The 21,895-nt window shown below is 50.4% G+C and carries 15 protein-coding genes; 12 read left to right on the top strand and 3 right to left on the bottom strand.

Going from position 1 to position 21,895, the window contains the following annotated elements:
* Positions 1-95 precede the first annotated feature (95 nt).
* Both pflB and pflA read left to right on the top strand, forming a co-directional pair.
* Complete coding sequence (gene pflB, locus ACSNJE_RS06925; protein WP_461567669.1) at positions 96-2,324, top strand: formate C-acetyltransferase; 2,229 nt, start codon at positions 96-98, stop codon at positions 2,322-2,324.
* 11 nt (positions 2,325-2,335) lie between these two features.
* Positions 2,336-3,082 (top strand): pyruvate formate-lyase-activating protein, encoded by a 747-nt coding sequence (gene pflA, locus ACSNJE_RS06920; RefSeq protein ID WP_495252296.1) that lies wholly within the window; start codon positions 2,336-2,338, stop codon positions 3,080-3,082.
* Between the two features lie 30 nt (positions 3,083-3,112).
* Here pflA and ACSNJE_RS06915 read toward each other — a convergent pair whose 3' ends face one another.
* From ACSNJE_RS06915 to ACSNJE_RS06905, 3 genes are all read right to left on the bottom strand, one after another.
* Positions 3,113-3,868: an ABC transporter permease gene (locus ACSNJE_RS06915; RefSeq protein WP_474658712.1), complete on the bottom strand. Its 756-nt coding sequence runs from the start codon at positions 3,866-3,868 to the stop codon at positions 3,113-3,115.
* On the bottom strand, positions 3,865-4,614 hold the full coding sequence (locus ACSNJE_RS06910; RefSeq protein WP_474658714.1) for an ABC transporter ATP-binding protein: 750 nt from the start codon (positions 4,612-4,614) through the stop codon (positions 3,865-3,867). The genes ACSNJE_RS06915 and ACSNJE_RS06910 overlap by 4 nt, the downstream gene beginning before the upstream one ends.
* A 71-nt stretch (positions 4,615-4,685) precedes the next feature.
* Positions 4,686-5,675, bottom strand: a complete 990-nt coding sequence (locus tag ACSNJE_RS06905) for an ABC transporter substrate-binding protein (protein WP_495252295.1) — start codon at positions 5,673-5,675, stop codon at positions 4,686-4,688.
* 188 nt (positions 5,676-5,863) lie between these two features.
* Between ACSNJE_RS06905 and addB the strand changes: the two genes are divergently transcribed.
* The 10 genes from addB (at position 5,864) to ACSNJE_RS06855 (ending at position 21,851) form a co-directional block, all read left to right on the top strand.
* On the top strand, positions 5,864-9,328 hold the full coding sequence (gene addB, locus ACSNJE_RS06900) for a helicase-exonuclease AddAB subunit AddB (RefSeq protein ID WP_495252294.1): 3,465 nt from the start codon (positions 5,864-5,866) through the stop codon (positions 9,326-9,328).
* Entirely contained in the window at positions 9,329-13,168 is a 3,840-nt protein-coding gene (gene addA, locus ACSNJE_RS06895; RefSeq protein WP_495252293.1) for a helicase-exonuclease AddAB subunit AddA, read from the top strand. It begins immediately after the preceding gene.
* Positions 13,169-13,185: 17 nt separating this feature from the next.
* On the top strand, positions 13,186-14,550 hold the full coding sequence (locus ACSNJE_RS06890; protein WP_495252292.1) for a metallophosphoesterase family protein: 1,365 nt from the start codon (positions 13,186-13,188) through the stop codon (positions 14,548-14,550).
* The gene (locus ACSNJE_RS06885; RefSeq protein ID WP_495252291.1) at positions 14,516-17,458 is read left to right on the top strand and encodes an AAA family ATPase; all 2,943 of its coding nucleotides are present in this window, start codon (positions 14,516-14,518) and stop codon (positions 17,456-17,458) included. The genes ACSNJE_RS06890 and ACSNJE_RS06885 overlap by 35 nt, the downstream gene beginning before the upstream one ends.
* Before the next feature lie 150 nt (positions 17,459-17,608).
* Positions 17,609-18,091 (top strand): hypothetical protein, encoded by a 483-nt coding sequence (locus ACSNJE_RS06880; RefSeq protein ID WP_052218263.1) that lies wholly within the window; start codon positions 17,609-17,611, stop codon positions 18,089-18,091.
* A 12-nt stretch (positions 18,092-18,103) separates the two neighbouring features.
* Entirely contained in the window at positions 18,104-18,577 is a 474-nt protein-coding gene (locus ACSNJE_RS06875; RefSeq protein ID WP_474773372.1) for a hypothetical protein, read from the top strand.
* Between the two features lie 250 nt (positions 18,578-18,827).
* Entirely contained in the window at positions 18,828-19,505 is a 678-nt protein-coding gene (locus ACSNJE_RS06870) for a rhomboid family intramembrane serine protease (protein WP_474773371.1), read from the top strand.
* A 71-nt stretch (positions 19,506-19,576) separates the two neighbouring features.
* Positions 19,577-20,797, top strand: a complete 1,221-nt coding sequence (locus ACSNJE_RS06865) for a putative DNA modification/repair radical SAM protein (RefSeq protein ID WP_461567648.1) — start codon at positions 19,577-19,579, stop codon at positions 20,795-20,797.
* Positions 20,778-21,461, top strand: coding sequence for a DUF4130 domain-containing protein (locus ACSNJE_RS06860; protein ID WP_495252290.1), 684 nt, complete (start codon positions 20,778-20,780; stop codon positions 21,459-21,461). Before ACSNJE_RS06865 ends, ACSNJE_RS06860 begins: the two co-directional genes overlap by 20 nt.
* Positions 21,462-21,656: 195 nt before the next feature.
* Positions 21,657-21,851 carry a hypothetical protein gene (locus ACSNJE_RS06855; RefSeq protein WP_052218259.1) on the top strand — a complete coding sequence of 65 codons (195 nt, stop codon included), beginning with the start codon at positions 21,657-21,659 and terminating at the stop codon, positions 21,849-21,851.
* Positions 21,852-21,895 lie beyond the last annotated feature (44 nt).

Here is a 21,895-nt window from a genome sequence, read left to right as displayed (position 1 = left end):
CAAAAGAGGAAAGGGCAGAACCTTAATTTTTCAGGATAATCTGGGCAGAATAAAAGTGACTTGCCTGTAAAATAATTTTCTGGAGGGAAACATACATGGAAGCATGGAGAGGGTTCCGGCCCGGTCATTGGCAGACCCGCATAGATGTGCGGGATTTTATCCAGCGTAATTATTCGCCTTATGAAGGTGGGCCTGAATTTTTAACGGGCCCCACAGAACGGACCCAAAAGTTGTGGGCCAGGGTATTGGAATTATTGCAGGAGGAGCATCGAAAGGGAGGGGTTCTGGATATTGATTATGATATAGTTGGCACCATTGTATCTCATGCCCCAGGATATTTGGATAAAGACCTGGAGATAATTGTGGGCTTTCAGACAGATAAGCCTTTAAAAAGAGCCCTGCTGCCTTTTGGAGGTATCCGCATGGTCCGAAATGCTGTTGCCGCTTACGGCCGCACTATTGACCCATTGATTGAAACTGTTTTTACCAAGTACCGGAAGACACATAACGAAGGGGTGTTTCATGCTTACACAGAAGAGATGCGCCGGGCCCGGAAAGCGGGAATTATCACAGGCCTTCCCGATGCCTACGGGAGGGGCCGAATTATCGGCGATTACCGGCGGGTAGCCCTGTACGGTGTTGACCGGCTTATCGAAACCAAAAAACAGGACCTGAAAAATATTGAATACGATGTGATGGATACCGACCTGATCAGGGTCAGAGAAGAGGTGAGCGAGCAGTTAGAGGCGCTGGAAGACCTGAAAAAGATGGCGGCATCCTATGGTTTTGATATATCACGGCCGGCCCGGAATGGCCATGAAGCAGTTCAGTGGTTATATTTTGGTTACCTGGCGGCCATTAAAGAACAAAACGGCGCGGCTATGAGTCTGGGCCGGACGTCTACATTTCTGGATATCTATATTGAGAGGGACCTGCAGGAAGGGACAATAAACGAACAGGAAGCTCAGGAACTGATTGACCAGTTCGTTATCAAGCTGCGCATGGTCAGGTTTTTAAGAACGCCGGAATACAACGAACTTTTCAGCGGAGACCCTACCTGGGTTACCGAATCGATAGGCGGCATGGGCATAGACGGCAGGACCCTTGTGACCAGGAATTCTTTCCGTTTTCTGCAAACTTTGAAAAACCTGGGGCCGGCGCCGGAACCAAATATGACCGTCTTATGGTCGCAGAAATTACCCAAACCTTTTAAAGAGTTTTGTGCCCGGTTATCCATTGAGACCAGCTCGATTCAATATGAAAACGATGATCTGATGCGTCCCCGCTGGGGAGATGATTATGCCATTGCCTGCTGTGTTTCGGCCATGAAGGTGGGCAAAGAGATGCAGTTTTTTGGGGCCAGGGCCAATTTAGCCAAGGCGTTGCTTTATGCCATTAACGGCGGGTGGGATGAACGCCTGGAAATGCAGGTCGGCCCCAGATTTGCTCCTGTTACCGGCGAGTACCTTGATTATGAGGAAGTAATGGAAAGGTTCGATAACATTCTGGACTGGCTGGCTCGTTTATATATCAACACTTTGAACATCATTCACTACATGCATGACAAATACTATTACGAACGCCTGCAATTTGCCCTGCATGACCTGGATATCGAACGGACCATGGCCTGTGGGATAGCGGGGCTGTCGGTAGTTGCCGATTCTCTAAGCGCCATTAAGTATGCCAGGGTAAAAACGATTCGTAACAAGGATGGTTACGTTGTTGATTATGACGTTGAAGGGGAATTTCCCCAGATGGGCAACAATGATGAGCGGGTTGACCAACTGGCCGTGGACTTGGTCATCAACTTTATGCACAAGTTGAAAAAGCAGCGCACTTACCGGAATGCAGAGCCCACCCTGTCTATTCTGACAATCACATCTAATGTGGTGTACGGGAAGAAAACGGGCAGCACCCCTGACGGGCGAAAAGCCGGGGAGCCTTTTGCCCCGGGCGCTAACCCCATGCACGGCCGGGACAAAAAAGGCGCTCTTGCTTCCATGAGTTCTGTAGCCAGGCTGCCTTATGATTATTCGGCAGACGGTATTTCTTATACTTTTTCCATCGTTCCCAGGGCGATGGGGACTGAAAAAACGGAACAGGTGCGCAATTTAGTAGGCCTCCTTGACGGTTATTTCAGCCGGGACGGACATCATATGAACGTCAATGTTTTCGACAGGGAAACATTGCTGGAGGCCATGGAACACCCGGAAAAATATCCTCAACTGACTATACGTGTTTCCGGTTATGCCGTCAATTTCACAAAACTTAGCCGGGAACAGCAGTTGGATGTAATTAACCGGACTATTCACGGTATTGTTTAAGGAGATAGCCTATGAAAGGGACCGACGATCTGACGGGATATATATATTCTGTGGAAACCTTTGGGACCGTTGACGGACCGGGTATTAGGTTTATTGTCTTTATGCAGGGCTGTCCCCTGCAGTGTAAATACTGCCATAACCGGGATACATGGGAAATGTCCAAAGGCAAAAAGGTCACCCTTGGGGAAATAATTTCTGAGGTGGCCAAATATCAGGATTATTACAGGAACTCCGGTGGCGGTGTAACTGCTTCGGGCGGAGAACCGACCCTGCAGGTGGAATTTGTAACAGGTTTTTTTCGCCGGGCCAAAGAAATGGCCTTAAACACCGCCCTTGACACGTCGGGGTTTGTCAGAGTGGAGGATGTCAGGGGATTGTTGGACCAAACCGATTTGGTCCTTTTAGACATCAAACAGACGGACTCGGCTGCCCACCGCAGTCTGACAGGGGTAGGAAATGAGAGAATAAATGATTTTGCCCGTTTTCTGACCGAGATAAAAAAACCTGTCTGGGTCAGGCAGGTTTTAATTCCCGGAATAAATACCGATGAGCGACAACTGGACAAATTAGCGGGCTTATTGCAGGAAATGCCTAATATAGAGAGGGTGGAACTGCTCGGATACCACAAGTTGGGCGCTCATAAATGGGCTTTAGCCGGGTGTGCTGACCCGTTAAGCGATATTCCGGCAGCCGGTAATGAGCAAGTGGAAAGGGCCAAAGCATACCTGCGCAGTAAAGGGGTGGAAAACGTCATATAAGATATTCCGTAAGCGCAAGGTTTTCTTTTTTTAAAAGTGCTGCCAGCGGCAGAATATGGCTTCAGCCAAATCCACAATAGCGTACAGAATCAGTCCCAGCAGACTCATGCCGATAATGCCGGCAAACATTTCGGCGTAATCCATCCTGCTCCAGGCATCCATAATGAAATAACCCAATCCTTCTGTGGTGGCGAAGGATTCTACAAAGAAGAGGACGGCAATGGCAGTACCCAGGCTGATTCTTAAAGAGGTAATGATTTTAGGCAGGCTGGCCGGGAAAATGACGTGGCGAAAAATCTGCCACCTGCCGGCGCCCAGTGAACGCATGGAGTAGATATTTTGCCGGGGCACCCCTTTGGCGGCATCACGAGCCGTGACGAGAATCTGGAAAAAGACAATCAGCCAGATCATAAATATTTTTGACTGGTCGCCCAAACCCAATATTAAAAAGACAATCGGTAGCAGAACTATTTTGGGAATCGGATAAACGATATAGACCACCGGAGCGAAAAGGCGATCCAGTTTTTCAACGCGTCCCAGCAGAAGGCCAAAAGGAACTGCTGCCAGTAACGCCAGGGCAAGACTGGCGAAGACCCGGTAAGCGCTGACGCAAAAATGAGGCCATAACTGCCCGGCAAACACTTCAACAAAGGTCCGCAGGGCCTGATAGGGCGTGGGCAGTATGTTGCTGTGCAGGGCCAGAGCCAGTAGATGCCAACAGAGCAGAATGAAGATAAGAGCGACCAGCAATTCCGTAATTCTGGTCACTATAGCCTTCGTTTTCATACTGTGCCCACCCCCAGCATCCTGCGCAAATTATTGCACTGGGTGTGAAAATGCTGAGACTGGCGAAAATTCTTGCTGCCGGAACCGGCGTTCTCGACCAGGGAAACTATACGACCTGGCCGGTCAGACATTACCGCAATATAGTCGCCCAGGTAGGCGGCTTCATCAATGCTGTGTGTAACCAACACTAATGTAAACCTGTGTCTCTGCCATATATCAAGAAGGAAGTCCTGCAGGTTTTCCCTGGTTAATGCATCAAGGGATGAAAGGGGTTCATCCATCAGCAGCAAATCAGGCTGCAGGGCCAATGCCCGGGCAATAGCCACCCGCTGGCGCTGACCACCGCTCAACTGCGTAGGGTAGTGGTGGGTAAATTCCCCAAGACCCAGTTGTTCCAGAATCGGCGCTACAATTTTTCGCTGCTCCGATGGAGCAACCCCTCTTATTTCCAGGCCCAGGCAAGCGTTTTGCCATACGGTCTTCCAGGGGAAAAGGCCGTAATCCTGCAAAATTAGGGCTGTTTCTTGCCGCGGACCGGTAATCTTCTGCCCGGATATATAAATTTCTCCGGAAGTCGGTCGGTAGAGTCCGGCCATTAAAAAGAGCAGGGAACTTTTCCCGCACCCGGAAGGGCCGATTATGGCCAACCGGGAGCCTGTCCCGATTTCCAGATTGATATCCTGAAGGGCCTGTAGCGAGGTATTTGCCTGTTTATAAGTAAGGTTTACATTTTCTAATCTAACCATGACAAAAACTCCATTAACAACGTTGTAACTTAACAGAAATCCAACAGAACCACAGAGATTTTTTATAACCGTCAATTGCGCCGAGGATTGAGTAAACTCACGTCGACCATTTCATCGTAACTATACTTTTTGTCCAGTAATTTCTTGTCTATCATCCAGTTCAGGACTCTGTCAATATCTTCTTTTGACGGGACAGTCGGTTTGGAAAAAGTCGGTGATTTATAGGTGTCTTTGATCGGGTCGGGAATTTTGGCCTTTTCGATCAGCAGCGGACGGTATTTGGCCGGGTTTTTGGTTAAATCCCGGGCCGCTTCGCTGTACACCTGCACAAGTTTCTTGATGGCGGCCCGTTTTTTATCGATCGCATCTTTCCTGAACAGCAAAACTACCTGTGAAACATTGGTTTTTATTTTGGTGTCGTCTATGATTACCCGCGCGCCCTGTTTTTCCGCCAAACTGGCCAGCGGGTCAGGCAGCAGGGCGGCTTTGACCTGATTGTTGGTCAGCATTTGCAGGCGGATAGGCATTTTGGGTACGCTGATTTTTTTAATTTCTGCAGGGGCGAAGCCGGCGCCCAGCAACAATTGGTCTGTGATATATTCTATAATGGTGTTTTCCGATACGGCAATGGGCACATTTTTTAATTCTTCGACCCTGGTAATATTTGATCCGGGAGCTGCCAGGAGGACAAACCGTCCTTCCTGCGGAGTGGCGCCCAGGGTAATAGACGAAATACGCACATCAGCGCCGCCTTTTTTAAGCAATGCTGCTGCCACCAGGTCGGCAGCTTCACCGTCTATCTGGCCTGCCTGTAAGGCTGCATCCCGCTCTGCAGCGCTTTGGAAGGGTATCAGTTTAACCTTTAAGCCGGCCTTTTCAAAGGCGCCTTCCTGTTCGGCAATAAAAAAAGGCAGGTTATCTTCTATAAAAAGTACGCCTATGTTGAGGGGCTGGTTTAAAGTATTTTCGGCAGTTGATTTGGGGGTTGTCGCTTTTTGACAGCCGGTCAGGCCTGTGAAGGCTATTAAACAGACTAAAATAGAGATAACAAATTTTTTCAAGTTGTTCTCCTCCTTTTTGCGACTCCTTTTCCGGGCCTTTTCGTCACCTGTACCTTTTTCGACAGAGGTACAGCGATTCCTGCTTTTCCGGCAAAAAGTAAAGGAATCCCCGGAACCGGTGGCGAATTAATTTTTATTCTGCATCTTTGTGTTCAATTTAAACATTTCTGCTGTAAGGAGTGTCCGGTTTGTCACTGCGTTTTATCATCGGTCGGGCGGGAACGGGAAAAACGCAATACTGCCTTGAAAATATCAGGCTGGCTCTGGAGAAAGAGCCCATGGGCAGCCCCATTATTTTTCTCGTCCCAGAACAGGCCACTTTTCAAATGGAATATGCCCTTGCCCATAATTACGGTTTGGGCGGGATTATCCGGGCCCAGGTTTTAAGTTTCCGCCGGCTGGCCTGGCGGGTACTGCAGGAAACGGGCGGCGCCGCCCGGGTGCCTATCGGTGAGTTGGGCAAGAGAATGGTATTACGCCGTCTCTTGGACCACCACCGGGGTGAACTGCGGGTTTTTGCGCGGAGCGCGGACAGGCCCGGGTTTGCCGATGCCCTGGCGCGGTCCATCGGAGAAATGAAAATCTATCGGGTGGGTCCCGGGGATTTGGCTCTGGCGGCAGAAAAAACCGACGAGACACCGGGATTATTGAATGCCAAGTTACAGGACCTGGCCTTAATTTATAGAGAATTTGATGCTTTTTTGGCCGGCTGTTATACGGATCCCGATGATTACTTGACGCTCTTGGCTGAGAAACTCGACGGTTCCTCTACTCTTGAGGGGGCGGAGGTGTGGGTGGACGGATTTACCGGTTTCACCCCCCAGGAGCATTATGTTATTGAAAAAATCCTGGGTAAAGCCGAAAAGGTGCATGTGACTTTGTGCCTTGAGCCCAAAGATACCGGGCGGGAACTGCAAGAGCAGGACCTTTTTTATCCTACCTGGGAAACTTTCCGGGAAATTACCGACCGTGCGCAAAAAACCGGGGTAAAAATTGAACCGCCTGTATTGTTGGATGCGGCCATACCCTTTCGGTTTCAAAACAGTGACAGCCTAGCTCATTTGGAACGGTGTTATTTCCGGTATCCGACGGAAACGGCCGGAGCAGGGGAAGGGATCGAACTGGCTGCGGCTGTCAACAGACGGGCAGAGGTGGAGGCGGTAGCCCGGAAAATTGTTTACCTTTGCAGGGAGCAAAATTATCGCTGGCGGGATATTGGTATCCTGCTTCGGGATCTGGGTCCTTATCGGGACCTGATTGCTGATGTATTCCAGGATTACGACATCCCCTTTTTTATAGATTGCAAGCGGAATATGCTGCATCATCCGCTGGTGGAACTGATCAGGTCAGCCGTGGAAACAGTGATTAAGGACTGGGCCTACGAGCCGCTTTTCCGGTGTTTGAAAACGGATTTGCTGCCGGTAAGTCGGGAGGATGCCGATTTACTGGAGAACTATGTTCTGGCCCACGGAATCAGGGGCTATGCCAGGTGGGCTTCCGGCCCCTGGCATTACCTGCGGCAATTTACCCTGGGAGAAGATGCGGAACCGGCGCCGGAAGAAAAGGCTGAACTGGCGGCTGTAAACCGGGGGAGGCTACAGGTAGTCAGCAGTTTGGGCCTTTTCACGGAAAATCTAAGGCAGGCGGGAAATATTGCGGAAATTACTACCGCCGTATATACCCTTTTGGAAGACCTGCATGTGCCGGAAATTTTACATAAGTGGGCGCAGGAAGCAGAATCGGCCGGCCGGCTTGAGCAGGCCCGGGAACATTTGCAGGTATGGGGCGGTATTACGAGCCTTTTTGACGAAATGGTAGAAGCCATTGGCGAAGAATCCGTTTCCCTGGAAGATTACCTGGCCGTACTGGAAGCAGGGTTGGAGAGTCTGCGCCTCGGGCTTATTCCACCGGGGTTGGACCAGGTGGTTGTGGGGACGATGGATAGGACGCGCAGCGCCAATACCCGGGCTTTGTTCATCCTGGGCGCCAATGAAGGGGCGCTGCCTGCGCGCCAGGCGGACGACGGTATATTTAATGATTCGGAAAGAGAGAGGCTGGCCGAGGCAGGAGTGGTTTTGGCTGCCGGGGGCAGGCGCAAAGCTTTTGACGAACAGTATTTGATTTATATGGCTTTAACCAGGGCCAGTGAAAAGTTATGGCTGAGTTTTCCCCTGGCGGACGAGGAAGGCCGGGCGCTGACTCCCTCGCCGGTAATCAGGCGGATTAAGGAGCTTTTCCCCGGCCTTAATGAAACCTTTTACCAGGTTGACAAGCTGCCGGACGGGACAGCAGGCGGGTTAGAATATTTTATCCACCCTCAGCGGGTATTGGCTGATTTGGCTGTCCAATTGCGGGAGTTAAAAGCGGGGCGGGCCATCGATCCTGTTTGGTGGGATGTCTACAACTGGTTTAACGGCAGCGCCGACGGGAGGGGCCGGTTGGCTAAGGTTCTACGCGGGGTTTTCCATACCAACACGGAAAAAAGAATCTCCCCTGAAGTGAGCAGGGCTCTCTATGGCCAGCCTCTAAAGGCCAGTGTTTCCAGGATAGAAAAATTCAAGGCATGTCCTTTTGCCCATTTTGCCGGTTACGGCCTGAGATTAAAGGAGCGACTGCTGTTTCGGCTGGCTGCTCCTGATATGGGAGAATTTTTTCATGCTGCCCTGAAGCTTTTTAATGACCGGCTGGCCGAAAGAGGGGTAGACTGGGCACAACTGAGCCGTGAAGATTGTGGCGACCTGGCGACACAAGTTGTGGAAGAACTGGCGCCTCAGTTGCAAAGTGAAATTCTGTTAAGCACTGCCAGGTACAGGTATTTGACGGGCAAACTAAAACGTTCGGTAAACAGGGCAGCCGTTATCCTCGCTGAACATGCCCGCCGCAGTATCTTCCGCCCGGTGGGAGTAGAGCTGAGTTTTGGCGCCGGCGGAGAACTCCCTCCGGTAACCGTTGAACTTGCCGGGGGCGGCACACTGCACCTGGTCGGTAGGATTGACCGGTTAGATGTGGCCAGGACGGAAGAGGCCGATTACCTGCGCGTGATCGATTATAAATCCAGTGATAACCGACTCAGCCTGGCTGAGATTTATTACGGGCTAAGATTGCAGCTTCTTACGTACCTGCACGTGGCCCTGACCCACAGCGCCCGCCTCGTTGGCCGGCCCGGTTTACCAGGGGCGGTGTTGTACTTTACCGTAAAGGAACCGGTTATAAGGAGCGCCGGTCCCATGTCCCCCGACCAGGTGGAAAAGGAAATTATGAAAAAGCTGAAAATGCAGGGTTTTTTGCTGGGTGACCCGGAGGTAGTCAGGATGATGGATAACCGGATAGAAACGGGGTACTCCGAATTGTTCCCCGTGGCCATTAACAGGGAAGGTAATTTTTATGCTACCTCGTCTGTCGCTTCCCTGGAGCAGTTTACGGCTTTACGCTGCTACCTGGAACAGGTATTCGCCGAAACGGGCGGTGAAATTCTAAACGGCGTAGTGGCAGTAAACCCCTACAAGTACAAAAACATTTCGGCCTGTGTATTTTGCCCTTTTAAGCCCGTGTGCCAGTTTGATTTACTTTTGGCCGAGAACCGTTACCGGGCGCTGTCCCATCTGGATGATAACGAAGTATGGGCCCGGCTCCTTAGAAAGGGGGACCAATAGTTGGGTGGTACAAAATGGACCAATGAACAGATAACTGCTATTACCACGCGGAACTGCAACCTGTTGGTTTCGGCAGCGGCGGGGGCCGGAAAAACGGCCGTACTGGTAGAGAGAATCATCAGGCGGATAGTGGACCCGATAGACCCTGTTGATGTGGACCGCCTGTTGATAGTCACTTTCACTAAGGCGGCGGCCAATGAAATGCGGGAAAGAATAGGCCTGGCTATTGCGCGGGAATTAGACAACAACCCTGCATCGCTCCACCTGAACAGGCAGGCGACCCTGTTGAGCAGGGCCTTTATCACTACTCTCCATTCCTTTTGCCTGGATGTGGTAAGACAGTATTTTTACCGTTTGGAACTGGACCCTGCCTTCCGGGTCGCTGACGATGCAGAAGCGGCCCTCATGCTGATGGAAACGCTGGAAGACCTTTTCGAAGAACTCTACAGCAGCGGGGATGAAGAGTTTTTGGCTTTAGTGGATGCCTATGGGGGAGAACGGGATGACTCCAGGCTGCACCAGTTAATTTTGGATGTTTACAGGTTTGCTGTCAGCAACCCCTGGCCGGAATATTGGCTGGACAAACTGGAAGCTGCTTACAAACCCGATTCTATTAGTTCCTTCGAGCAACAGCCTTGGGTGCAGATTCTGCTGCAGTGGGCAGAACTCCAGCTTTCCGGGTGCCTGGTCAAACTCAAAGAGGCGGAAAAGCTGGCCCTCAGGCCCGGTGGGCCGGCGGCATATCTGGACAACCTGCGGGATGACATGGTGGTTGTCCACGACCTGCTGGCTGCCGCCCGTTCATGGGACGGTCTGCACCGGGCCTTACAGGATCTACAGTTTGGCAAGCTGAAGGCCTGCCGGAATAAGGACATCGACGAGACCCTTAAGGAAAGAACAAAGAAGCTGCGGGAAGAAGCAAAAAAGACTATTGCTTCCCTGAGCAGGGATTTGTTTGCCCGGCCGCTTGGCGAGCACGTGGCAGACCTGGAAAGGACCGCGCCTTATGTCAGAACCGTTGCCGGGCTGGTAAGAGCTTTTATGGAGCGGTACAGGGAGATGAAGACTGCCCGCGGGTTGGTAGATTTCTCTGATTTGGAACACTACTGTCTAAAGGTATTGCTGGACGAAAAATCAACGCCCCAGAAGCCAATGCCATCCCCAGTTGCTCTTGAGCTCAGGGAATACTTTGCGGAAGTGCTGGTGGACGAGTACCAGGACATAAATGCCGTTCAGGAAACCATTTTGCACCTGGTATCAAGGCAGGGCGAAAACGCCGAAAGGCCAAACCTGTTCATGGTGGGAGATGTCAAGCAAAGTATATACCGTTTCCGTTTGGCGGAACCTTCCCTGTTTATGAGCAAGTACCTGGCTTATCCCCGTACGGCGGGAGAGGCCTGCCGGGCTGTCGACCTGACCAAAAACTTCCGCAGCCGCCGGGAAGTGATTGACGCGGTAAACTATATTTTCCGCCAGATCATGACACCGCGGCTGGGAGAACTGATATATGATAATAAAGCTGAATTGCATTGTGGCGCTCTTTATGCCGATGTCCCCGGAGGGGGACCCCCTGCCGGAGGCCCGGTGGAACTCCATTTATTGGAGAAGAAGGTGGATATAGGCGCGCCCGGCGGCGAAGATAATGAACAACCGGATGCGATCGATGCGGGAGATGATGCGAGTAATACCGATGATGACCTGGCAGAACTGGATGCTACCCAACGGGAAGCCCGCCTGGTTGCCAGAAGGATTAAAGAACTGGTTAGCGGTACAGCGGAAAGGCCTGGGCCCCAGCTCCAGGTTTTTGATAAAACCACAGGCGGTTATCACCCTGTCAGGTACCGGGATATTGTCATTCTTATGAGGGCCACCCGGGGAGCCGCCAATATATTTGTGGAAGAGCTGCGGGGCGCCGGTATACCTGTTTATGCAGACCTGGATACGGGGTACTTTGCTGCTACTGAAATTGAAATTGTCATGTCCCTGTTAAAGATAATAGATAACCCCCGCCAGGATATACCGCTGGCTGCTGTGCTGAGGTCGCCTATTGTAGGTCTTACCGCGGAAGAATTGGCCCTTGTCCGGCTCTGCGCCCCTTCCCGAAACAGCCGGTTTTATGATGCTGTACAGGCTGCGGCAGCAGACGGCCCTGTGCCTGAACCTGTCAAAACTAGGTTGCAGGCCTTTCTAACCTCTCTCGAGCAGTGGCGTACCATGGCCCGGCAGGGTTCACTGGCAGGGTTGGTCTGGCGCCTGTACAATGAAACCGGTTATTACACCTACGTTGGCGGAATGCCAGGCGGCATGCAGCGGCAGGCCAACTTGCGGGCCTTATATGACCGGGCGCGGCAATATGAGGCCACTGCCTACCGGGGCCTGTTTCGTTTCCTGCGATTTATCGAGCGGTTTCAGGACCTGGGTAACGATTTGGGAACAGCCAGGGCATTGGGTGAAAACGAAGATGTGGTAAGGATAATGAGTATCCACAAGAGCAAAGGCCTGGAGTTTCCTGTGGTTATTGTGGCCGGCCTGGGCAAGCAGTTTAATACCGTTGACCTGAGGCAAAATGTGGTCCTGCATAAAGAACTGGGCATCGGGCTGCCTGTCATGGAGCCGGAGTTGCCTCTTACCTATCCGTCACTGGTACAGTCCGCCATCAGGAAAAAGAACCAGATGGAAATGCTGGCGGAAGAAATGCGCGTTTTGTATGTGGCTCTCACCAGGGCCAGGGAGAAGCTGATTCTGATTGGGTCAGCGGCGGAACTGGAAAAATGCGCGGCCCAATGGTGCCAAAATATGCTACATAAGGAGTGGCCTCTCCCCGATGTTAGCCTGGCAGGCGCTAAGAGTTTTCTGGACTGGATCTGCCCTGCCGTGGCCCGGCACAGGGAAGGACAGTCCATCAGGGACCTGGCCGGGTGTGATGAGGCGCCTGCAGGAGAGCCGGCGGAAGACAGGTCCCTTTGGAGTGTGCGTGTTTGGCGGCCGGGAGAATGTCTTGTACCACAGCCTGAAGAGCCCGCCGATTACGAAGAACTGTTGGAAAAGGTCAGGAAAATGGAACCCGTGGATATTACCGCCGGGCAGACAAAGGTTATCAGCGAAGCCCTGAGCTGGAAGTATCCTTTTGCTCTTACGGTGGTTAAACCTTCCAAGGCGGCTGTAACAGAAATAAAAAACTCTTTCGCAGGGATGGAGATGGAGGAAGCGCACGGCAGCCATCCTGCCGGGGAATTAGCAGTTTTGCGCAAATTTAATTTCATCAGGCCCAGGTTTTATCAAAATAAGAAGGGTCTGACGGCCGCCGAACGGGGTTCGGCTATGCATCTGGTGATGCAGCATTTAGACTTCAGGGGGGATTTGACAGAACAAGGCATTGCCCGACAACTGGCCCGCATGCAGGCCCGGGAATTGCTTACCGCGGAGCAGGCCAAGGCGATCAACCCAAAAGATATAGCGGGTTTCTTTAATTCGGAAATCGGGCGCCGCATGTTACGGGCGGACGAAATATACCGGGAACTTCCCTTTACTGTCACACTGCCGGCAGAAGTTATCTACAGCGACCTGCCTGCCGGTTGTGGGGAAGCGGTACTGGTGCAGGGGGTTATTGACTGCCTGCTGAAAGAGGGCGACGGTTTTGTTTTACTGGATTATAAAACAGACCGGCTCCCGGTGGAGAAAAACAGCCCCCCTGCGGGAGATGTCCTTCAGGTATTGGCTGATAAGTACAGGGGCCAGTTAAATATTTATGCCATGGCTGTTGAGCGTATATTGCAAAAACCGGTTCGGGCCAAATACATATATCTGTTTGCGGTGGGAAAGGCAGTAGAAATTGTTTGAAAAAAGGGTGATGATTTTTGGCCAAGGTCAGTTTTATCCATGCCAGCGATATTCACCTGGGGCACCGACAGTTTAACCTGGAACAGCGTTTCCAGGATTTCGGATTGGCTTTCAAGCAGGTGGTGGATACGGCTCTGGCAAGGAAGGTCGATTTTGTACTCATTGGAGGAGATTTTTTCCACAAAAGGGCTATCGATGCCGAGACTCTCAGACAAGCCATGGAATTACTGACGCCGCTCAAAGAAGCAGGAATTCCTGTCGTTGCCATTGAGGGTAACCACGACAAGGCTTTTTACCAAGAAAAAAGTTCCTGGCTCAACCTTTTAAATGCACTTGGCTACATAAAACTGCTGAAACCGGTTTACCGGGACGGTAAAGTAGCCCTTGCTGGGTGGGACCGGGAAGAAGGCGGCTGTATTTTGGAGGAACAGGGGATTAGAATCATCGGCCTGGGTTATCTTGGAGCTACAACGGCTCAACGACTGGAAGAAATTGCCGGTGAACTTGGTTTTTGGGCCGGTGATAAGGGGGAGAAGCCTTTTACCGTCTTACTTTTGCATGCCGCAGTTGACAGGCTGTTGGGTCAGGACCTGGGAGGAGTGAAAAAAGAAATTCTGGACAGCTACAGGGGGCAGGTGGACTATATTGCCCTCGGCCATATACATGCCCGCCAGGAAATTGACGACTGGGTCTATAACCCCGGTTCCCTGGAAAACTGTCATATTGATGAGGCCAAAGAGGGCCGGGAAAAGGGTTTTTATTATGTAACCGTAAACGGGTTGGAGAAAAAGGTAGAATATATCCCTGCCTCACCGCGGAGGGTATGTATTTTACCCATAGATATTACGGGTTCCGCCAATCCGGCAGAGGTGCGGGAAAAGATATGGCAGGAGCTCAGGAAGGCGGAAGTTGAAAAGCTTGACGAACCCATAGTTCAGATAGTCCTTAAGGGCGAAATCGAATTTTCTTCCCTGGCCATAGATGTAGCAGCTTTAACGAAAGAAATCAGGGAGGGAACGCAAAGCCTATATGTGGAGGTGCAAAACCACGCCAACCTGCCGGCTGAAAACATGGAAGGCAAGGACCGCAGTATGATGACCAGGGCGGAAATCGAGCGGCAGGTACTAAAACAACTGGTCGGCAGGCAGCATCCCGCATACCGGCACTTTGCCGATGAACTGGTCGGTCTTGTTATAAAGGTAAAAGAAGCATCGTTAAATGGGGAGCCGGCCCGGGAACTGATTGCCGAGATTGAAAAGCTGGCCTGCGAATTGCCGGAAGAGGACCTTTCTGCCGATATGGTTGCCGCGGCCGGGGGAATACCTGCCGTGGAAGGAGGGGAAGGCGTTGAAGATTCGGAAAATCAGGCTGCAGAACATTAAGAGTTACGTGGACCAGGAGATAACCTTTAACGAAGGAGTGAACTTCATTTCCGGGATTAACGGGGCAGGTAAATCTACCATTATTGAGGCTATCGGGTTCGCTCTTTTTGACCACCACCCGGGGACAATCGGCGAATTCCTCCGCTACGGGACGAAAACGGGGACAATAACGGTGGAATTCTGCGGCATTGATGAGCGCGAATACAGGGTGGTCCGTAAACTGGGTACCAGTTCCCTCTGGACCGTGTTCGATCTGGAAAGTGGCGGCGAACTTGATCTCCACGGAACCAGGGATGTAAAAAACTGGCTGAAGGAGGCCATGGGGATTGACCAGGACATGGAACTGGAGCACCTGTTCCGGGATATAGTAGGGGTCCCCCAGGGCACCTTTGTCGCACCTTTCCTGGAAACTCCGTCTTTAAGAAAAAAGAAGTTTGATGCCATTCTGAAGGTGGAGCAGTACAGGGACGCTTACCTGAACACGCGGGCGGCCGCAAAGTTGCTGGATGAGCGGATGCGCGAGCAGGAAAAGGACCTGGCTGTCCTTGCTGCTGAAGTGCAGGATTATGATGCAGTCAAAGCCCAGGTCCAATCGGTGACGACAACAATCAGGGAGTTGGAGGAGACACTGCAACAGTTGGAAGGTGAAGTACAAAACCGGGCTCAAAAAGTAACGGAACTGGAACGGTTAAAGGAGAGGCTGGAGAAAACGGAGGCGAGTTTGCAGGCCCTGGCGGCGACCATTGAAGGGCTGGAACAGCGGGAAAAGGACCTGAGGGAAAATCTGGCGCAGGCTGCCCAGGCCTACCGGGTCGTCCGGAATGCAGCGCCGGGCTACAAGGCTTACCTGGAACTGCAGGAAAAGGCTAAGCTGCTGGAAAAGCAGAAGCGGGAAAAGGAAGGGCTGGAACAGGAAGTTAACAGGTTGAAGCAGACCATGGCTGCGCTGCAGGCAGCTATTGGGGCCAAAGAGAAAGAGGCGGCCGCCCGGGCCGCAGATTTGCAGGCCGAAGAGAAAGAGCTTAATAACCGGTTGGCGGAGAACGCTGCTCTACTGGCCAAAGCAAAGGAAAAATATCAAAGGATAATGGCGGGTCAGGAAGCGCTTCTGCGTTGGCGACAAAGCGAAGAGAAGCTGGTTGGGGCCTGTGCCGGCCTGCAGGATATTTACCGTGAAATAAACGCCAAAGGCCAACTGCTGGAGGGGAGCCTGGTCCAGGAGGAAGCCGCCATATTGGAGCGGTTGGAAGAGCTAACTCCTTTGGAGGCGGTCGCCGAACAACTGGAAGCCCGGGAAAAGGAACTAAACCGGTCCCGGGAAGAATGGGCTAAGCTTAAAGAAAGACTCCACAGTCTGCAGAAAGACAGCCAGCAGGCCGCTGACGGTTTGTGTCCGTTTTTAAAGAGCCCCTGCCAGAATGTAGCGGGTGACCTGAGAGGTTTTTTTGCCAGGCAGATTGCGGAAGTGCAGAAAGAACTTGATTCCTTAAAGGAGACCGGCCTCCGACTGGCCGATGAAGTTAAGGAAGCCAAAGCGGCCAGGGAAAAAGTACTGGTCCTACGCGCTGAGAAAAAAAGGTTGCAACAGATACAACAGCAGAAAGAGGCAATGACTGGAGAAATTGCCCAGTTGACACTCCGTTTTCGCCGGCCGGATTTTGCCGAATTGTTGGATGAATTGCGGAAGACCGGAGATTTGCCGTCAGATGAATTGGAAAAGTGCTGTAATCTTTGGAACAGGGAATGGCAGGACGAAAGGGACTTGGACACTGTGTTGGCTGCTGTTGAAGCTGTTTTAGAACAGTCTGGGACACGGCGGGCAGCTAAGGAAAAGGATTTTAACGAGAGGTTGCAGGAGGCTTCCAATACTCTCACCCGGTATTCCACGGAAAAGGAAAACATTATCCGGGCCCTTGACCAGGTACAGGCCAAAAAGAAACTGTTGGCAGACGACCTGGCTGCCCTGGAACAAGAGAAGAAAAAATTGTCAGATATGGAAGCTCGGGTTGGGGAGACAGCCGGGAAAGCCGCCGCATTCAAGGGGGTGGAGGAGGCCCTGGAAAATACCCGGACGGCCCAGGAACAGCGCCGCCGGGATTATGAACTGTACATGGAAAACCGGGCGACAGCCGCCAAAAAAGACAGCCTGGAGCGGGAACTGCAAAAATTATCCGGTGAAATAGCGAACAAGAAGGACCAATACATTAGGCTACAGGAAGAAAAACAACAGCTTGTCAAAAGTTTTAACCCTACAGCCTATAATTTCGAAAAAGCTGAGTTGGACATGATAAAGCAGAAACATATTGCCCAGAACCAGATATTGCAGGAACGCAAAAATGACCTGCAGGAAGCAATCGAAAGGCTGGGTAGCCTGGAGAAAAAACTGGCCGCTATAAAGAAGCTGGAGGAAGACATGCGCCGGACACGCAAAACCCAACGGCTTTTGGAGGCCATTCGCGGTATCCTGAATAACGCCGGTGCGCCAATAGCCAAAGTTTACCTGGAAAACTTGTCCCGGGAAGCCAACGAAATTTACCGGCAGATTTCTTCCGAAAACGCCATGCTCGAATGGCGGAGTGATTACGACATCTGTTTGACGGACAACTTCCAGGGCAGGGAACGGGTGCGCATTTTTAAGCAGTTTTCCGGCGGGGAACAGATGACGGCTGCGCTGGCAGTAAGGTTAGCGCTACTCAAACAGCAGTCGCAGGTGCGGATAGGTTTCTTTGATGAGCCGACGGCCAACCTGGATACCGACCGGCGGTTGAACCTGGCCGATACCATTCCCAGGGTCACAGGAGATTTTGACCAGTTGTTTATTATCAGTCACGATGATACCTTTGATTCCATGACCGATAACATCATCCAGATAAAAAAAGACACTGAAGCGGGATCAATGTTGGAATAGCTTCGGAACAACGGTTGTTTCACCATTACAGGGCACAGGGAATAATTCTCAAAATGCGAAAGTCCAGTTAATACTCTTTATGTTAAGTGAATTTTGTATTATATTAAAATAGGGTTAGGTGTAAACAAGCGCTACTGGGAGGAACCTTAATTGACAAAGAAGAATTCCTTCATCTACATAATTATTGTTTTCTTGCTGCCGGTTTTGGTTGCTGCCGGATGCGGAAGCAAAGAATCTTCTATGGGTACGGTAGTTGCCGATGGAATTCCTCCGGAGATTGCCAAGGTTGCCGTAGGAGTACTTGATGCCTATATGTCCGCCGATTGGGCGGCCTTATATGATTATATTCATGTTGATATTCAGGGCACGGTAACTAAAGAAGATTTCATACGACTGCGCACAGAGGCCAGAAATCGTATAAAATTAAAATATCAAGGTTACAGGATTGAAAAATTAAAATTTATAAAAACATGGCGAGACCCGGCGAATCAGGAACTGCTTTTTAACAATGTAGCTGAAATAACCTACACTGTAACTGTTGAAGGCTCTAAAGGAATACAGGAAATTAAGAGCAACCTTTATCTGGCCAAAGGCCCTGACGGAAAATGGGCTTATCTCTGGCCAAAAAATTGAGGGGGATATAGTATGCATCGTAAGATACTTATATTTTTTGTAATAATGGTGTTGTTTTTCGGGGTAATGGGATGCGGTCGAAAGGGACCGGCGGCCAAGGTTAGCCCTCCGAAGCCTAACATAGCTCCTGACATAGCTGAAATAGCCACCCAGGTTTTGACCAGCACTGAGCAGGAAGATTGGGACAAGCTTTATGGGTATCTGCACCCTGATATTCAGGCTTTAATAACAAAGGAGCAATTTGCTAAACAGATGGCGGAAAAGAAAAGCCATATGAAGATTAAGTATGAGAACTTTGCCCTGGTAAAAGTAAAGATGCTCCCCGAGTGGCAGGACCCCTTTGAGTCAAAAATCCCATACAGGAATGTGGCGGAAGTCTACTATACTGTGAAAGTGGATACGCCCAAAGGAGAGAAAGAGATAACCAATACCCTGCACTTGGTGAAGGTCAACGGTGACTGGAAATATCTCTGGTCAAGGATATAACAGGATACCGGGGATTGATGAAGTGAACCGGATATAACAGAGGTCGTAACGCGGAAAGTTACGGCCTTTTTTGGCATAAAAAGCTAAGCTTTACCCGGAAGGTCTTGGCGAAGCCTACCTTTTTAAAGCATGTTAGTAAGGCAAGGGAATATTTGCTTCAATTAATTACAGGCAATAAAGCAGGAACCCTGTTAATTTGGTTATAATAATTCTATTATGGTATTAGAAAACTGTTATATGGAGGAGCAAGATGATACCCATTCGTGACAGCATTCGACCGCGGACCTTTCCTATTGCCAATGTTACTTTGATAATGGTAAACATACTGATATTCATTCACGAACTTAGTATGGGGCCGCGGGAACTAACCCTTTATTTCTACAGGTACGGAGTCGTACCGAAAATTGCCACAGCCAGCTTTTTGACAGGGAATTTTTCTCCGGAAGTCTTGATACCTTTTTTTACCACCATGTTCCTGCATGGCGGTTGGCTGCATGTTTTAAGCAATATGCTTTTTCTCTGGGTTTTTGGCGATAATATCGAAGACCGGTTAGGGCATTTTCGGTATTTGATTTTTTACCTGCTGGTGGGAATTGCGGGAAGCATAGGCCAGGTCCTGGCCAATCCCCTGGCGGAAGAACCGCTGGTTGGCGCCAGCGGCGCCATAGCCGGGGTTTTGGGGGCTTACTTTGTCTGTTTTCCCAGGTCCAGGATAGTTACCCTGATTCCTATTTTCTTTTTCTTTACTTTTGTGGAAATTCCGGCTTTGATATTTTTAATCCTCTGGTTTCTGATTCAGGCTTTTAACGGGTTGGCCTCAATCGGGGCGCCCGGTAATGTGGTGGCCTGGTGGGCTCACATAGGAGGTTTCATTGCCGGCATGATTCTTATCAGGCTGTTCCCCAAAAGAGCTCGCGCCTATCGCTAGATTTTTGAATTGACGTGCGAACGTTTGTTCTGTATAATTTTGTTAGGGAATCACCGGAGGTGTGGCGGGCCTTGGATACTTTGGAAAAAATGAGGATACTGGGAGGAGCGGCCAAATACGATGTTTGTGCTGCGACTGGGTGCAGTTCCGGCCACAGCAAAGGCTTTCAGGGAGCCATACGCAATGTGGTATGCCATAGCTTCCTGCCCGATGGAAGATGTGTTTCCTTATTTCGGGTATTGATGACCAACGCCTGCCAAAAAGACTGCTTCTACTGTCCTAACCGGGTACAGCGGGATGTTCCTAGAACCGGTTTTCAGCCGGAAGAACTGGCCAAATTATTTATGGAATTTTATCGGCGCAATTATGTAGAAGGTCTTTTTTTAAGTTCAGGAGTTTCCTACCGGCCGGAAAAGACCATGGCTGATATGCTGAACACCGTGGAACTCCTGCGGTTTAAATATCAATACAAGGGGTATATCCATTTGAAAATTTTACCCGGTGCGACCTATGATTATGTGGAAAAAGCCACCGAGCTGGCTACCCGGGTATCCATAAACGTAGAAGCTCCTAATCAAAAGCGTTTAAAGAGTTTAAGCAAAACCAAGAATTTGAGTGATGATGTGCTTGTGAGAATGAAATGGGTTAACAAACTCATGGGTCGAAACAGGTTGCCAGCCGGCCAAACCACTCAATTTGTCGTGGGCGCGGCAGGAGAAAGTGATGCAGAAATACTGGGCAGCGTCAACAATTTGTACCGGAATTACGGTTTGCATAGGGCCTATTTCAGCGCTTTTCAACCGATCCCGGAAACCCCGCTGGAAGATGTGGCGGCAACGCCTTTGCTGCGGGAACACAGGTTGTACCAGGCCGACATTCTGATGCGGCAATACCGCTTAACCTTTGAAGAACTGTCCTTTGATAAGAACGGAAATCTGCCGCTGGAGATGGACCCTAAGCTGGCAGTGGCTTTAAAAAATATAGACCGGTATCCATTGGAAGTAAACAAAGCTTCGTATTACGAATTGCTAAGGGTGCCCGGCATTGGCCATACTTCGGCCGGCAGAATTATTAAGGCCCGGAAGAGTTGCCGGATTACCGAGATAACCCAATTGAAACGAATGGGTGTGGTGGTGACAAGGGCGCTGCCTTTTTTGACTGTAAACGGCAAAATCTATAACAGCTTTAAACATGTAGAACAATTGGCCCTATGGAGTGATGAAGGTGTTGATTTATCGCGGGTTAACTCCCCGCTCCTTTTTGAAGGCAGCCTTGCTTCTGCGGTTAAATAAGGGAGTTTCGTTTCTGGCTGATGAAGCCGGTGCGGGAGATCAAGATTATACCCTGGAACAACTGGCCGATGAATACTGTAAAAAGTACGGCCGGGTCGATTGGCTTTACCGGCCCAGGCAGCTTAATCAGTTGGAAAAAATACTGCTTTATGCGGCCCGTTTTCGGTCTGCTGACAATAATTTTCTTATTTTTACAGTCATAAATCAGGCTTTGGAGCAGGGAATCGGCGTTGTACTGGGGAAATTAACACCTGAAGCGGCGCAACTGTACTCCAGGGCCAGGCAGGTCTGGGCCGAAATTCACCGGGTCAAGGGGTTTATCAGGTTCCACCCGGCAAAAAACCGGACCAAAACCCTAGTGGGCAGGGCGGAGTTCAGACACTGCATAGAAGATATATTGCTGCAGCATTTCCGGCGCCGTTATCCGAAGGAGACAGTGGTTATTATAAGAGGTTCAGAGGCCTATATTTTACTAAACAACCAGGTTAGGGTTTACCCATACAGTCAATTGGGGTTGGAATTTGATGAACATGAATTCGACTCTTTCTGGGATGTTTATTATGATTCGCAGACGGTGGAAGGCCGCCTGAACAAGAAATTAGCCAGGAAGCACGTCCCGAAAAAACTTTGGTCCTGGGTGCCCGAAGGAAATAAGCTAAAATAAACAGGGGCCCGCTATCTTGAATTTCGAGAAGCTTTGGCCAGGGTAAAAGCGCTTTTGTAACTGCATGTATTCAAATCCAAACCAAAATACCTGGGGCCGGTTATCCCCATTTGTAAATTTCTCATTTGCAGGAGGTTTTTTAGTCTGTATCATCCAATATAATATTATATAAAATTAAATTAAGGAGTGGTTGAAATGGCGGAGTACAGGGTTGTTGAGGTAGCTCGGCTGGACGATTGTGGTGATCTTGGGGAAAGGGAGTCCCAGATCAAGGAGTTCGAGACCACGTTGAACGAATTTTGCTCGGTAGGGTGGGATATCGTTTCCACTAAGCTCTTGTATACCGACAACGGCTCCGTGCGAAGAGCGCTAATCGTGCTGGCCAGGTAACCTCGCAGCCTCAGCTATTGTACTAAAAGCCGCACCTTGTATTA

It is taken from the genome of Thermincola sp. GK-1 (assembly GCF_059412445.1).
This window is presented reverse-complemented; position numbering and strand designations above follow the sequence as displayed.